This is a genomic window from Streptomyces boluensis, from assembly GCF_009908195.1.
Taxonomy (GTDB): Bacteria; Actinomycetota; Actinomycetes; order Streptomycetales; family Streptomycetaceae; genus Streptomyces; species Streptomyces boluensis.
This window is the reverse complement of record NZ_JAAAHS010000194.1, coordinates 1-14,002: the sequence shown is the minus strand read 5'-3', so window position 1 is coordinate 14,002 and position 14,002 is coordinate 1. Positions and strand designations below refer to the sequence as shown.

Sequence of the window (14,002 nt, the reverse complement as noted above, 5' to 3'; positions counted from 1 at the left end):
ATTCGGGGGACAGCACGGGGGAAGCGCCGGTTCCGTGAGGCTCGGGGGGATCGAGCCTCACGGACCGGCGCATCTGTGTGTCCGGACGACGTCGCGTGTACGTCTCCGAAACAGGCACTACGCGCGTGCGCCGCCCTGTTCCACCGAAACACGCACTACGCGCGCGTGCCGCTCACCCGTCCCTGGAGGAGCCGGGACAGTGCCGAGTGGACGTCGTCGATGGTCCGCTCCGGCTGGAACGCCTGCCAGTCGAGGGCCGCGACCAGGACCATCCCCACCAGGGCCGCGGCGGTGAGCGGAATGTCGATCTCCGCGCTCAGTTCGCCGTTCTCGACGCCCGCGCGCAGCACCCCCTCGACCACCGCGACGGCCTCCTGCCTGACCACCATCAAGGTGGACTGCCAGGCCCTGTTGGTCCGCCACAGCTCCGCCACGTACAGCTGGGTGAAGGCCGGATAGGTGTCGATGAAGACCAGGCCCGCCCGGATCATGCCGTCCAGGGCGTCGACCTGGCTGCCGCCCTTGCGGACGGTCTCCTCGGCGGCCTCCCTGAGGGAAGCGGTGAGCAGCCCCACACCGTGCCGCAGCAGCTCCTCGAAGAGCTCGGCCTTGCTCGTGAAGTTGTAGTAGACCGTGCCCTTCGCGACCCCGGCCCGCTCCGCGATCTCGTCGACCGTGGTCGCGGAGAAGCCCTTCTCGGCGATGAGCGTGACGGCCGCTTCGTAGAGCTTGGCCCGGGTGGCTTGGCGCCGCGTGCTGCTGCTTTCCATACTTCTGATTCTCACAGGTCGAGGAGTGCTCACCGCGCTCACAGGCTCAGCTCGGGGTGCAGCCGGTCCAGGGTCCACACCTGCTTGCGCCGGGCCGAGACCGCCGTGAGGGCGAGCGCCCCCAAGGTGAAGGCCAGCAGTACCGCGCACGCCTGCCACACAGGGCCGAGACCGCCGCCGCTGATCAGCCTGCGCAGCGCCTCCACGATGTAGCTCATCGGCAGGAACGGGTGGATGGCGCTGAAGAACGACGGGCTGGTCTGCACCGGATAGGTGCCGCCCGCCGACGTCAGCTGCAGCATCAGGACCGCGAGGACCAGGATCCGGCCCGCCGCCCCGAAGCGTGCGTTCAGCCACTGGATGATCGCCGCGAAGCAGCCGGTGACGAGGAACAGGAAACCGACCGTTCCGGCCGCCCTGGTCATCTCCAGGCCGAGCCCCCAGTGCAGCACCGACATCAGCGCGCCGACCTGGAGTGCCCCGAGCGCCGCCACCGGCAGCCAGCCCGCGAGCGCGATCCGCCAGGCCGAGGCACCGGCCGCGAGCGCCCGCCGGTTCATCGGCTGGATCAGCATGTACGCCACCATGGCGCCGACCCACAGGGACAGCGGGATGAAGTACGGGGCGAAACCGGTGCCGTAGTTGGGCGCCTTGTGGAGCGACTGCGAGGCCAGCTGAACCGGGTCGGCCATCACCTCGGTGCGCTGGTCGCGGTCCTTCTTGCCGTAGTCGGGGATCTTCTCCACACCGTCGTGCAGCCCGCCGGCGAGGTCGCCCGTACCGTCGGCCAGCTTGAACATGCCGCCGTCGAGGTTCTTGGCGCCGGTCTTGAGCCGGCCCACGCCGCCGTCCAGGTCGACGGAGCCCGCCTTGGCCTGAGTGAGCCCGGTGTGCAGCTTGCCCGCGCCCTTGGCGACCTCCTTGGCGCCGCTGTTCAGCTTGTTGATCTTGGCGACGGCGGCGTCGAGGTCCTCGTCCAGGTGCGGCGCGCGCTGGGCCAGGTCGTCGGCCTGCCGCTGGAGCTTCGCGAGGTGGGCGTCGAGGGTCGCGACATCGCCGTTGTAGTCCTTGACGATCCGGTCGAGGTCGCCGGCGATCCGCGCGGTGGTGGCCGCCGCCTCCTTGGCGTCCTTGAGCGCCGGGCAGTACGGCCCGGGGATCGGCGCGTCCTCGCAGAGCGAGGCGTACACCGTGTTCAGCCGCTCGGACGCCTTGCGCGCGTCCTCGGCCGCGCCCGGCGTCAGCTTCACGAGGTCGTCCAGGTGGCGCCGTACGACGGCCGTCGAGTCGGAGACGAGCCGCGCGGTGTCGCCGATGGTCTCGCCGTTGTCCTTGAGGAACGGCCGCACCTTGGCCGCGCCCGCGTTCACCTTGTCGGCGAGCACCTGGGTGCCGTCCGCGACCTGGCCCGCGCCGCGCTCCAGGTCACCGGAGCCCTTGTCGAGCCGCTTCAGGCCGCCCGCCAGGTCGCTGCTGCCGTCCTTCGCGTCCTTGAGGCCGTCGGCGAGTTCCTTGGAGCCCTTCTTGGCCTTGTCCGCACCCGACTTGAGCTTGTCCGCGCCCTCGGCCGCCTGCTTGGTCTTGCCGTGGATGTCGGAGAACGAGATGAAGATCTTGTCCAGGAAGGTGCGGGAGGCATCCGTGGAGGCCGCGGTGCGCACCTCGGAGAAGACCGTCCGCGAGATCTGCCCGACGATGTAGTTGTTGGCGTCGTTCGTACGCACCTGGAGGGCGCTGGTCTCCGGCGCGTCCCCGGAACTCGACGCGATCCGCTCGCTGAAGTCCTCGGGCATCGTCAGCGACAGGTAGTACGTGCCGTTCTCCACGCCCGCGCGCGCGTCGTCGGCGCTCACCTCGTGCCACTGGAAGGTGTTGCTGTCGTGCAGCGCCTCGGTGATCGCGTCGCCCGCGGAGATCTTCTTCCCGTCGGCCGTCGCACCCTTGTCGTCGTTCACGAGCGCGACAGGGATCTTGTCGAGCCGCCCGTACGGGTCCCAGAACGACCACAGGTACAGCGCCCCGTACAGCAGCGGAAGCAGCAGCAGTGCCGCGAGCGCCGCCCGCGGCAACTTGCCCCTGCCGAACCGCCTGAGCTCAAGCGCGGCCAGTCTCGGCGATCGCATCCGCCGCCCCCTTCGTCTCGTTCCCGTCGACCCGGTCCTCGGCGCCGGAGTCGTCGCCCGCCGCGCCGCTCTCGGCGCTCTGGTCGTCCTGGTCGTTCTGGGCTTCCTCACGCGCAGCGGCCGTCGACACCACGACCGCCCCCTCGGGCGCCTCGCTGCACACCGCCACGACGGTCGGTCCGCTCTCGGCGACCGACCGCAGCAGCGCCCATGCCTCGGCCCGCTCGGCGTCCGAGAGCTTCAGGTCCACGTCGTCCACGCCGAGCAGCCGCGGCTCCCCGATCAGGGCGAGCGCCACGGAAAGCCGCAGCGCCTCGAGCCGCTCAAGGTCACGCACGGAGGTGCGGGGGCCCTTCGGCAGTACGTCGAGATCGAGCCCGGCGGCCGCCAGGGCGCTGTCGATACGTTCCTTCGTCGACGCCCTGCGCTCCGCCCGCGGTCGCAGCAGCGAGCGCAGCGAGCCGCCGAACCGCCGCTGCAGCAGGGCGCGTTCGTGGATGTGCTCTTGGACGGTCAGCGCCGGGTCCAGGTCCGTCACGCCCGGCACCGGGCCGAGCGCGCTGATCCGGCGTACGGCGGCCATCTGCTTGGGCAGCCGCATCCGGCCGACGGAGGCGTGGCCCTCGGTGGGCCGCATCCGTCCGGTCAGCGCGAGCAGCAGGCACGTACGCCCGGTGCCGGACGGGCCCTCGACGGCGATCAGCGCGCCGGGCTCGGCGTCGACGCGGACACCGCGGAACGCCCAGCCGCGCGGGCCCTTCAGGCCGAAGTTCTCGGCCGTGACGGATATGCCGCGGGGTGCCCCGTGCGGGCTCTCCACAGACCTTCCCCCTCACACTCTTTTGAACTGACTGGTCAGTGCAGAACCAGTATGCAGGGTGGGCTCCGCGCCCGTGCGGCCACCCCCGCCCCCGATCCGCCCAACTCCCTTGTGCGAACCCCTGATCGAGTCGAAAGTGCAGGTCAGGGCGGATTGTCAGTGGCATACCTCACGATGTGGGTATACGGCTACTTGCGCCGTCATACGACGACAGGAGGTTCGTCATGGCCAGTTCATCCGCAGCGGCAACCCCTCGGCGCCGCGCAGCCACCGGCCCTGCCCCCTCACTGAACGGTCCGGCAAGTGACATCCACCCCGTGATCCGCCGCGCGACAGCCCCGGCGGCGGCGCTCGACCTGCTCGCCCAGGCACGCACAGGACTCGACGACGCGGCCACCCTGGAAACCCCCAACGAGCGCTACTCCGCCGCCCATCTCGCCGCTCTGCGCACCGCCGCCGCGGTGCTCGCCGCCCGCGGCCGCCCGGAGACCACGTCGCGCAAACGCCGGCGCATCAGGAGCGCTTGGGAAGTGCTCCCCGAGATAGCACCCGAACTGACCGAGTGGAGCGCCCTGTTCGCCTCCGGCGCCCGCCGCCGCGCCCGCGCCGAGGCCGGCATCCAGGGCGCCGCCAGCACCCGCGACGCCGACGATCTGCTGCGCGACGTGGCGATGTTCCTGCGCCTCGTCGAACGCATGCTGGTGCTCCAGCCGGTGCTGCCCGCACCACGCCAGGACCGCACGGACGCGGGCTGAACGACCCGGCCCGTCACCACCGGACACGAGCGACCGAACGAGCGAGCGCAGCGCCGCGAACGGGGCCGCCGACGAGAGGAGGACGGATGACAGCGAAGCACCCCGAAGGCAATAGGGTGGGAACACCTGCGCCTTGCGTACACCGCGAGGCCAGGCGAGGTATTCCATCGCTCCGCCGCTGAAGCCGCGGCGCCGCCCGTCGAGGAGTCAACTGCCGTGTCGGACCCGATGCGCCCCCGCGCTTCTCTCCGTACCGCCGTCGTCTGGGAAGTCCTGAAGGACGCCCTGGACCGCCAGGCCAAGGCGACGGGACGGGAGTCGCTCGACGTACTCGACACCGGCGGCGGCAGCGGCAACTTCGCGGTGCCCGTCGCCCGCCTCGGACACCGGGTCACCGTCGTCGACCCCAGCCCCAACGCCCTGTTCGCCCTGGAGCGCAGGGCCGCGGAGGCCGGGGTCGCCGACCAGGTGCGCGGCGTCCAGGGCGACGCACACGGCCTGTTCGACGTGGTCGGCCGCGGTGAGTACGACGTGGTGCTCTGCCACGGCGTCCTGGAGTACGTGGACGACGCGGCCGAAGGCGTACGCAACGTCGTCGGCGCCCTGCGGGAGACCGGCGTCCTCAGCCTGCTCGCGGCGGGCCTCGGCGGCGCCGTGCTCGCCAGGGCGCTCGCCGGGCACTTCACCGAGGCCCGCGAGGCGCTCACCGACCCGGACGGCCGCTGGGGCGAAGGCGACCCGGTGCCGCGGCGCTTCACCGCGGAGCAGCTCACCGAACTCGTCACGGCCAGCGGTCTGCGCATCGGCGCGGTGCACGGCGTGCGCGTCTTCGCGGACCTCGTCCCCGGCGTTCTGGTGGACACGGAGCCGGGCGCCCTGGACGCGCTGCTGAAGCTGGAGGCCGCTGCCGCGGAGCAGCCCGCGTTCCATTCGGTCGCCACCCAGCTGCACGTACTGGCCGAGAAGTTCGAGGCGTAGCACTCGCGGACAGCACCGCACGGTCGAGGAACATCACTCCGAAGCGGACCGGTGGCGCCCACCGATCTTGTGCGGACGCCCTGATCAGCGTCGCAACCGCAGATGGAGTACGCCACAGGCCCCCCGATCGGGCGCTTCGCCCCGTATGATCGAGGGACACCGTCCGGCATGACGGATCGGCCGCTGGGGAATGCACGCTTCAGTACGGCCGGACCTTCATGGCGGTTCGGAATGGCGAATTGGCGTAGAGGGGCGGGTTTCACGGGGGCGATTCCCTGCCTATCCTGAAGGGGACCCCCGGTCGCCCCGGCGACCGCACGATGAGGAGGACTCCGTGCCGCTCTCGGAGCACGAGCAGCGAATGCTCGAGCAAATGGAGCGAGCGCTGTACGCCGAAGATCCCAAGTTCGCGACAGCGCTTGAGGGAAGCGGGATGCGTACATACACCCGGCGACGGGTCTACCAGGCAGTTGCCGGCTTCCTGGTGGGTATCGCGCTCCTCATGGCCGGCATGGTCGCGCAGCAGATCTGGATCAGTGTGGTGGGCTTCCTCGTGATGCTCGGCTGCGCGGTCCTCGCGGTGACCGGTTGGCGCAAAGCACCCAAGCCAGGGGAGCAGGCCGCTCCTGGCACCGCTCCGGGCGGCCAGACTGCTCGTCGGCAGGGCAAACAGCGCCGCTCGATGATGAACCGGATCGAGCAGCGGTGGCAGCGTCGCCGTGACGAAGAAGGCCGCTGAGTTCTTCCGTACGTTCCGTACCTGAGACATCCACGGCAAAGGGTGAGGGGTGCACGCATCACGCGTGCACCCCTCACCCTTTGCTGTTTTTCCGGTCACCGGTTGCCGGCCTGAGTACCCGAGGCCGGGGAAGCGCGACCGGCGTTCAGCCTTCCTGACGTCCCGGCTTGCCCGGTCGGCGGAGCGCCGCCGCCCAGCTGTCCAGGCGGTTCTGGCCGCGGCCGTTCACCCGCAGGCGCCCGGTCAGGGTGTGCCACCGGGCCGCGAAGGCCCAGGACACCCGGACGGCGGAGCGCGGGGCGAGCAAGGCGCGGAGCCGGCTCGGGCGGCTCAGTCCGGTGCGCAGGCCGGCCCGCAGCCGGTGCACATCCTCGGCGAGGCCGGTCGTCGGGCGCGGATCCGGCGCGTACAGCACCTGCTCCACGGCCGCCGCCACACGATGGACGGAATCCGCCGGCTCCGGTTCCAGATGTCCGACGCGGACGATGCGCTCCGCCGCCTTGCGCGGAGTCAGCGAATCGTCCGGCAGGACGCCGTAGTCCCAGGCGGTGTCGGTCACTTCGAGCCAGATCGCCAAGGTCCGCGCCGCCGCGTCGGCTTCCGTACGGCCCGCCGCGCCGAGGCGCACCGCGCGGATCCGCGTACGCCACAGCCAGGGCAGCAGCGGCAACGCCACGATCAGTAGCGCCCCGAGGGTCACCCCCGCGATCATGCCGAGCGGTGGGCCGTCGTCACCGCCGCCGCCGGCGGCCTGCCCCTCGTCCGCGCCGCATCCGCCGAGGCGCTGCTGGTCGCGGCCGCAGCTCTCGGAGGCCGTGGCGGACGGGGCGTCGGACGGGTCCGACGAGGCCGAGGCCTCGGGCGCCGCGCTGGCACTGGCGTCGGGCGCGGGCACGTCCTGGCGGGTGTACTCAGGCACCGAGCCGCGCGTGGGCGTCGGCTCGAACCGGGTCCAGCCCACCCCCTCGAAGTACAGCTCGGGCCAGGCGTGCGCGTCCCGCAGACCGACCGACATAGTGCCGTCCGACTGCGCGGCGCCCGGTGTGAAGCCCACCGCCACCCTGGCCGGAATGCCGAGCGTGCGGGCCATCGCCGCCATCGAGAAGGAGAAGTGGACGCAGAAGCCCTCCCGCTCCTTCAGGAAACGGCTGATCGCCGCGACCCCGCTGCCCGCCCGCACCTCCGTGTCGTACGTGAAGCCGCCCTCGGAGGCGAACCAGTCCTGGAGCTTCACCGCGCGCTCGTAGTCGTTCGCCGAGCCCCTGGTCACCTTGCGGGCCGTCGCGTGGACGTCGGCGGGCAGCGAGTCCGGTACGGAGGTGAACTCGCGGGTGAACGCGGCACTCGGCGCCGGGGCTTTGGCGAGCTGGTCGGCGGTGGGCTGCACGACGAGGCTCCTCACCTCGTACTGCCTGCCGCCGGTGGTCTGGCCGCGGTCGCCGACCAGGGTGCGGCCCACCGGTTCGTACCGCCAGCGGCCGTCGATGTTCACCTGGGCCGCCGGGTAGGGCATCGGCAGCCAGTTCTGCTTGTACCAGTCGGCCGCCGATATGTTCGTCTGCACCTCGGTGGTGCGCACCTCGGGGCTCAGGCCGCGGGGTTCAGGGAGCCGGTCCGGCACGTCGGTGATGCTCCGCTCGGCGGGCTTCCAGGACGTGCCGTCGAACTTGTCGAGGGCCACGATGCGCAGATACATGTCCTGCGTCTGCTCGGAGTTCGTGCGGTACGAGATGACCTGGCGGTCGTTCGGCTGGTTCAGGCTGTTCTGCAGGGAGACCAGCGGGTTCACCGCGGAGATCGTGCCGCCGCCGGGACCCGAACCGCCGCTGTCGCCGGTGCCGCCGAGCAAGCCGTTGCCCAGGGCCGGCAGTGCCGCGGGCACCGCCAGCGCGATACCGAGGGCGAGCACACCGATGCGCCGCCCCGTACGGACCGGGGCCACGGCGCCCGAACCGCTCGGCTCCAGGCCCGAGGAGAGCCCGCCCGGCCTGCGCGCGGCGCCGCCGAAGACCCGTCCCCACTGGGAGAGCCGGTCGCGCCCCTCGGCTAGAAGCAGCAGCAGATAGCCCGCGGCGGCGAGGACGAACCACAGCCAGCCCGCACCGCCGTCGGAGAGCCCGGCCGCGACCGAGTACAGCGCGAGCAGCGGCAGGCCCGCCGGGGCCGCGCTGCGGAACGTCACCGCGAGCGCGTCCACCGCGAGGCCGATCACCAGGACCCCGCCGACCAGCATCAGCCGGATGCCGTCGGTGAGCGGCGCCGGGATCGTGTACTGCCCGACGTCCTGGGCGCCGGCCTGCAGCAGCACGGCGAAACGCTCGAAGGTCTCAGGGCCTGGCAGGAACCCGGCGACGGCGTGACCGCTCGCGAACACCAGGGTGAGCAGGAGCAGCGTCACCACGGCCTGGGCGAGCACGGTCAGCGGCCGGGCCAGCGGCACCCGCCGGGCGAGCGCGCCGGTCCCCGACTGGAGGGCGAGCAGGATCGCCGCCTGGACGATCCAGGTGATCGACCCCACCAGCGGCAGCAGCGCGCAGGAGGCGAGCAGTGTCGCCGCGGTGGCGCACAGGGCGAGACGGGTGCGCCCGCTCATGACCAGCCTCCCGTCGTCGTACCCGCCACCGGGGCCGGTCCCGCGCCCGCGCGGTGCCGGTCAGCGTCCCGCCACAGCTCGGCGAGGCTCGCGCCGGGCGGCACCCCGACGGCCGTCCAGCCCGCCTCGCGCAGCAGCCGCAGCCGGTCCTCGAACGGTGCGGAGGGGCCCGCGCCGCGCGTCCACGCCGTGCTGTCGAGTACGAAGGCGACGGCCGCTCCGCTGCGCTGCCGCAGCCGGGCGGCCACCGCGGCCTGCTGCTCGTCCAGGTCGCCGAGGAAGGCGATCAGCAGCCCGTCGTTCCCGCCGCGCAGCACCTCGTACGCCCGCGACAGGTCCGTGTCGTCGGAGTGGTCGACCACCGCGAGGGTGTCCATCATCAGCCCGGCGGCATCGGCCGACTCCTGGCCGGTGCCCGCGAAACCGTCGGAACCCTCCCCCGGTACGCAGGCGCCGGTATCGGTCAACAGGCGTACCGCATAGCCGCGTTCGAGCATGTGCACCACCGTGGAGGCGGTGCCGGAGACCGCCCACTCGAAGGACGAGTCGGGTCCTGCGCCCTGGTGGGCGACGCGGCGGGTGTCGAGCAGCACCGTGCAGCGGGCGCGCTGCGGCTGCTCCTCGCGCCGCACCATCAACTCGCCGTACCGCGCGGTGGAGCGCCAGTGCACCCGGCGCAGGTCGTCCCCGTGCCGGTACCCGCGCGGGATCACGTCGTCCTCACCGGCCAGCGCGAGCGTGCGCTGCCGTCCGTCGCCGTACCCCGCGGCCTCCCCGGCGAGCCGGACCGGGGGCAGCGGGGTCACGCGCGGGATGACTGTGAGGTTGTCGTACGCACTGAAGGAACGAGTCAGCTCGCACATGCCGAAGGGGTCCGTGAGGCGCAGTTGGAGCGGGCCGAGCGGATAGCGACCGCGCAGGTCGGAGCGGACGCGGTACGACACCTCGCGGCGACCGCCCGCCTCCACCCGGTCGAGCACGAACCGGGGCCGTGGGCCGAGCACATAGGGCACCCGGTCCTGGAGCATCAGCAGACCGGTGGGCAGCCGCGAGACATTGTCCAGGCGCAGGTGCACCCGGGACTCGGAACCCGCGGGCACGCGCGCGGGGGAGAGCCGCCGCGAACCCGCGACGCGGTACCGCGTGCGGTAGAGCACGAGCACACACACCAGCGGCAGCACGGCGAGCAGCAGGCCGACCCGGAGCAGGTCGCCCTGCCCGAGTACGTACGCGCACACCGCGGCGGCGACACCGGCGGCGAGGAAGGAGCGGCCGCGGGTGGTCAGGCCCGCGAACGCGGTCCGCAGGTCCCCCCGGTCCTCGTTCGGTTCCGCCGCTCCGGTCCCGGCCTGCGGTGCCGGCCCCCCGACCGCCATCACAGCCTCCGTGTGCCGGGCGGCTGTTGGCCGTACGTGGAGGTGCCCGGGACGTTCCGGGGGTAGCCGGAGCCGGGCGCCTGGGTCGCGGGGACCGGGGTGCGCTGCAGGATGTCCAGGACGACCTGCTCGGCCGTGCGCCGGTTCAACTGGGCCTGGGCGGTGGGCAGCAGCCGGTGCGCGAGCACCGCGATGGCGAGGGCCTGCACATCGTCCGGCAGGGCGTACTCCCTGCCGCTCAGGGCGGCCGAGGCCTTCGCGGCGCGGAGCAGGTGCAGGGTGGCGCGGGGCGAGGCGCCGAGCCTGAGGTCCGGGTGGGTGCGCGTCGCGGCGACGAGGTCGACCGCATAGCGGCGCACCGGGTCGGCGACGTGCACGGTGCGCACCGCCTCGATCAGCTTGACGATGTCATGGGCGTGCGCCACCGGCTGGAGGTCGTCGAGAGGCGAGAGGGAGCCGTGCACATCGAGCATCTGGAGCTCGGCCTCGGCGCTGGGGTACCCGATGGAGACGCGGGCCATGAAGCGGTCGCGCTGGGCCTCGGGCAGCGGATACGTGCCCTCCATCTCGACCGGGTTCTGGGTCGCCACCACCATGAACGGATCAGGCAGTTCGTAGCTGTGCCCGTCGATGGTGACCTGGCGCTCCTCCATGGATTCCAGGAGCGCCGACTGGGTCTTGGGCGAGGCGCGGTTGATCTCGTCGCCGATGACGATCTGCGCGAAGATGGCGCCCGGTTTGAACTCGAACTCCCGCTGCTGCTGGTCGAAGATCGACACACCGGTGATGTCCGAGGGCAGCAGGTCGGGCGTGAACTGGATGCGCCGCACCGAGCAGTCGATGGACCGCGCGAGCGCCTTGGCGAGCATGGTCTTGCCCACGCCCGGCACGTCCTCGATCAAGAGGTGCCCCTCGGCCAGGAGCACGGTCAGCGAAAGCCGTACGACCTCTGGCTTGCCCTCGATCACACCCTCCACCGACCTGCGGACACGCTCCGCGGTGGTGGTCAGGTCTGTGAGGCTCGCTCGATCTTCATAGGTCGTCACCCGGCCCTCCTCGGCCCTTCTCCAGGCCGATGTCCCTGTGCGAACCGGCCCTCCCCGAAATGCGGACACCGCACACGAACACGTCCGCGGGATGCCACACACGCATTCTTGTTGCCGTTACCGCTTCGTGTCACTCGCCTGTGGATAACTGGCGGCGATATGTCAGGGCTTGGCTGCTTTTTGGGGTACGACTGCGGCGGAATCCTCACCGGAAGGTGAGGCTCCGCCGCCGTTGACGTACATCCGGGCCCGCCTGCTAGGCCGGGTCGATCTCGCGCAGCAGACCGGTCTTCACGTCGAAGACGAAGCCCCGTACATCGTCGCGGTGCAGCAGGAAGGGCGAGGTGCGCACCCGCTGCATCGACTGGCGTACGTCCTGGTCGACATCGCGGAAGGCCTCCACCGCCCACGCCGGACGCTGGCCCACCTCGTCCTCCAGCTCGTGCCGGAAGTCCTCGGTGAGGCTGAGCAGACCGCAGCCGGTGTGGTGGATGAGGACGACGCTTCGGGTGCCGAGCGCCCGCTGGCTGATCGTCAGCGAGCGGATCACGTCGTCGGTGACCACGCCGCCCGCGTTGCGGATGGTGTGGCAGTCGCCGAGTTCGAGACCGAGGGCGTCGTGCAGGTCGAGCCGGGCGTCCATGCACGCGACGACAGCGACCTTGAGAACGGGCCGGGCGTCCATACCGGGGTCGGCGAAGTCGGCGGCGTACCGGTTGTTCGCCTCGACCAGGCGGTCGGTGACCGTGCCGGCTGAGGACGCGGAGGACGCGGAGGGCGCAGGGGATGCGGGTATGCGGCCGGAGGGGTCCGCGGGAACAGAGGCAGTCGACATGCGTACGACGTTAGTCCGCACAGATCGCCGTGGCCTGCTGTGAGAGGGGACAAAGAACGTCTACGGCGCTTGTTGTGAGGTAACCCACAAGGTCGCGCGCGCCACGCCCGTACGGGTGAAACAGCGTCTCCACGACGCGCACAGCGCGCGCGTGGCCGGAGATTGACCGCGGGACAGCGTGGACTAAAGTGACGCGAAGCGGGAGGCGAAAACCCCTCCCTGCTGGACTGGTTTCCCGGAGATTCCCCCCGAATTTCCCCCCGCGTGCGGTGCGCACGTACGGCTCGGCCTCCTCCCGCTCCCGGTCGGCTGACGCCCCTTCCCCGGCGCCAGGCGGGCCGTTCCCCTTCGAGCGGGCGGGGACCCGGCAGTGCGTGCGGCCGCCGCTCTACCTGAGAGGGTGTTTTGAGCGAGAGTCGACATGTCCCGGTGATGCTCCAGCGGTGCCTGGACCTGTTGGCCCCGGCCCTGACGAACCCCGGGGCCGTGGTCGTCGACTGCACCCTCGGTCTCGGCGGCCACAGCGAGGCGCTGCTCAGCACCTTCCCCGAGGCCCGCCTCGTCGCCCTCGACCGCGACAAGGAAGCCCTGCGCCTCTCCGGCGAGCGGCTCGCCCCCTACGGCGACCGGGCCACCCTGGTGCACGCGGTCTACGACGAACTCCCCGACGTACTGCGGCGCCTGGACATCCCGCACGTACAGGGCGTCCTCTTCGACCTCGGCGTCTCCTCCATGCAACTGGACGAGGCGGACCGGGGGTTCGCCTACGCGCAGGACGCGCCGCTCGACATGCGTATGGACCAGACGACCGGAATGAGCGCCGCCGAGGTGCTCAACACCTACGCACCCGGCGAGTTGGTGCGGATCCTGCGGGCGTACGGCGAGGAGAAGCAGGCCAAGCGGATCGTGTCCGCCGTCGTACGGGAGCGCGAGAAGGAGCCGTTCAGCAACAGCGCGCGGCTCGTCGAGCTGATCCGGGACGCGCTGCCGCAGGCCGCCAAGCGCACCGGTGGCAACCCGGCCAAGCGCACCTTCCAGGCGCTGCGGATCGAGGTCAACGGTGAACTCTCCGTCCTGGAAAGGGCCGTTCCGGCCGCGGTGAAGGCGCTCGCGGTGGGCGGCAGGGTCGCCGTCCTCTCGTACCACTCGCTCGAAGACCGCCTGGTGAAGCAGGTGTTCGCGGCGGGCGCCGCCAACACCGCGCCGCCCGGCCTTCCGGTCGTGCCCGAGCGCTACCAGCCGCGTCTGAAGCTGCTCACGCGCGGTGCCGAACTCCCCACCGAGGAAGAGGTGGCCGAGAACCGCAGGGCCGCACCCGCGCGGCTGCGCGGGGCGCAGCGCATCCGGGAGGACATCGCGTGACGCGGCGCAGTGGGGAGGGCTCCGCATGAGCGGCAAACCGCCGATGCGGGGGAGGGCCGCACGGCTCGCGCGGCTGCTTCCCACCGGGCCGGCCTCCGCGGCCCGTACCCCCTTCGTCCTGCTCGTCGTGGTGCTGCTCGGTGGCGGCCTGATCGCGCTGCTGATCCTCAACTCCTCGCTGAACCAGGGCTCGTTCCGGCTCAGCAAGTTGAAGAAGGAGGCCACCGAGCTCACCGACCAGCAGCAGGAACTGCAGCGCGACGTCGACGGCTACTCGGCGCCCGGCTCCCTCGAGCAGCGCGCCCGCGAGCTCGGCATGGTCCCTGGCGGCAACCCCGCCTTCCTGGACCCCGACGGCAAGATCCGCGGCACCACGGGTCCCGCCGCGGCCGCACCTGTCGCGCCGCCCGCCACCCCTCGCACGGCGAGCACCACACCGCCGCCGTCCGGTACGCCGAGCGGCGCTCCTGCCGCGTCGCCGAGCAGCACGCCGCAGCCGTCCGGTACGCCGGCCGCCCCGAGCGCGCAACCCGAACCAGCTCAGCAGCCCCCGAGCCCGGCGCCCGCCGCGCGGACCGGGGCGGAGCCCATCCCCTCCACCACAC

The 14,002-nt window shown here is 71.8% G+C and carries 12 protein-coding genes; 5 read left to right on the top strand and 7 right to left on the bottom strand.

The window, feature by feature from the left end:
• Window positions 1-155: 155 nt before the first annotated feature.
• From GUY60_RS22615 to GUY60_RS22605, 3 genes are read right to left on the bottom strand one after another with little or no spacing between them, the layout of a single operon-like run.
• Complete coding sequence (locus GUY60_RS22615) at window positions 156-770, bottom strand: TetR/AcrR family transcriptional regulator (RefSeq protein ID WP_161700702.1); 615 nt, start codon at window positions 768-770, stop codon at window positions 156-158.
• 38 nt (window positions 771-808) lie between these two features.
• Entirely contained in the window at window positions 809-2,893 is a 2,085-nt protein-coding gene (locus tag GUY60_RS22610) for a YhgE/Pip family protein (RefSeq protein WP_161700700.1), read from the bottom strand.
• Window positions 2,865-3,713 (bottom strand): ATP-binding cassette domain-containing protein, encoded by an 849-nt coding sequence (locus GUY60_RS22605; RefSeq protein ID WP_161700698.1) that lies wholly within the window; start codon window positions 3,711-3,713, stop codon window positions 2,865-2,867. The genes GUY60_RS22610 and GUY60_RS22605 overlap by 29 nt, the downstream gene beginning before the upstream one ends.
• Window positions 3,714-3,937: 224 nt before the next feature.
• Here GUY60_RS22605 and GUY60_RS22600 point away from each other — a divergent pair, with 224 nt between their 5' ends.
• From GUY60_RS22600 to GUY60_RS22590, 3 genes are all read left to right on the top strand, one after another.
• On the top strand, window positions 3,938-4,468 hold the full coding sequence (locus tag GUY60_RS22600; protein WP_161700696.1) for an SAV_6107 family HEPN domain-containing protein: 531 nt from the start codon (window positions 3,938-3,940) through the stop codon (window positions 4,466-4,468).
• A 216-nt stretch (window positions 4,469-4,684) separates the two neighbouring features.
• The gene (locus GUY60_RS22595; protein ID WP_161700694.1) at window positions 4,685-5,446 is read left to right on the top strand and encodes a methyltransferase; all 762 of its coding nucleotides are present in this window, start codon (window positions 4,685-4,687) and stop codon (window positions 5,444-5,446) included.
• Between the two features lie 334 nt (window positions 5,447-5,780).
• Window positions 5,781-6,185: an SCO2097 family morphological protein gene (locus GUY60_RS22590; RefSeq protein WP_161700692.1), complete on the top strand. Its 405-nt coding sequence runs from the start codon at window positions 5,781-5,783 to the stop codon at window positions 6,183-6,185.
• Between the two features lie 145 nt (window positions 6,186-6,330).
• Here the strand turns inward: GUY60_RS22590 and GUY60_RS22585 are convergent, their stop codons facing one another.
• The 4 genes from GUY60_RS22585 to GUY60_RS22570 all read right to left on the bottom strand — a co-directional run bounded on the left by GUY60_RS22585 (window position 6,331) and on the right by GUY60_RS22570 (window position 12,035).
• The gene (locus GUY60_RS22585; RefSeq protein WP_161700690.1) at window positions 6,331-8,778 is read right to left on the bottom strand and encodes a transglutaminase TgpA family protein; all 2,448 of its coding nucleotides are present in this window, start codon (window positions 8,776-8,778) and stop codon (window positions 6,331-6,333) included.
• Window positions 8,775-10,154 carry a DUF58 domain-containing protein gene (locus GUY60_RS22580; protein WP_161700688.1) on the bottom strand — a complete coding sequence of 460 codons (1,380 nt, stop codon included), beginning with the start codon at window positions 10,152-10,154 and terminating at the stop codon, window positions 8,775-8,777. Before GUY60_RS22580 ends, GUY60_RS22585 begins: the two co-directional genes overlap by 4 nt.
• Entirely contained in the window at window positions 10,154-11,200 is a 1,047-nt protein-coding gene (locus GUY60_RS22575; protein ID WP_161700686.1) for an AAA family ATPase, read from the bottom strand. Before GUY60_RS22575 ends, GUY60_RS22580 begins: the two co-directional genes overlap by 1 nt.
• A gap of 256 nt (window positions 11,201-11,456) precedes the next feature.
• Window positions 11,457-12,035 carry a beta-class carbonic anhydrase gene (locus GUY60_RS22570; RefSeq protein ID WP_188132792.1) on the bottom strand — a complete coding sequence of 193 codons (579 nt, stop codon included), beginning with the start codon at window positions 12,033-12,035 and terminating at the stop codon, window positions 11,457-11,459.
• A gap of 405 nt (window positions 12,036-12,440) precedes the next feature.
• On the opposite strand from GUY60_RS22570, the gene rsmH reads away from it, so the two are divergent.
• Window positions 12,441-13,397, top strand: a complete 957-nt coding sequence (rsmH, locus tag GUY60_RS22565; RefSeq protein ID WP_161700682.1) for a 16S rRNA (cytosine(1402)-N(4))-methyltransferase RsmH — start codon at window positions 12,441-12,443, stop codon at window positions 13,395-13,397.
• A 25-nt stretch (window positions 13,398-13,422) separates the two neighbouring features.
• The coding region (gene ftsL, locus GUY60_RS22560) for a cell division protein FtsL (protein ID WP_246235483.1) at window positions 13,423-14,002 on the top strand (580 nt) is incomplete at its 3' end.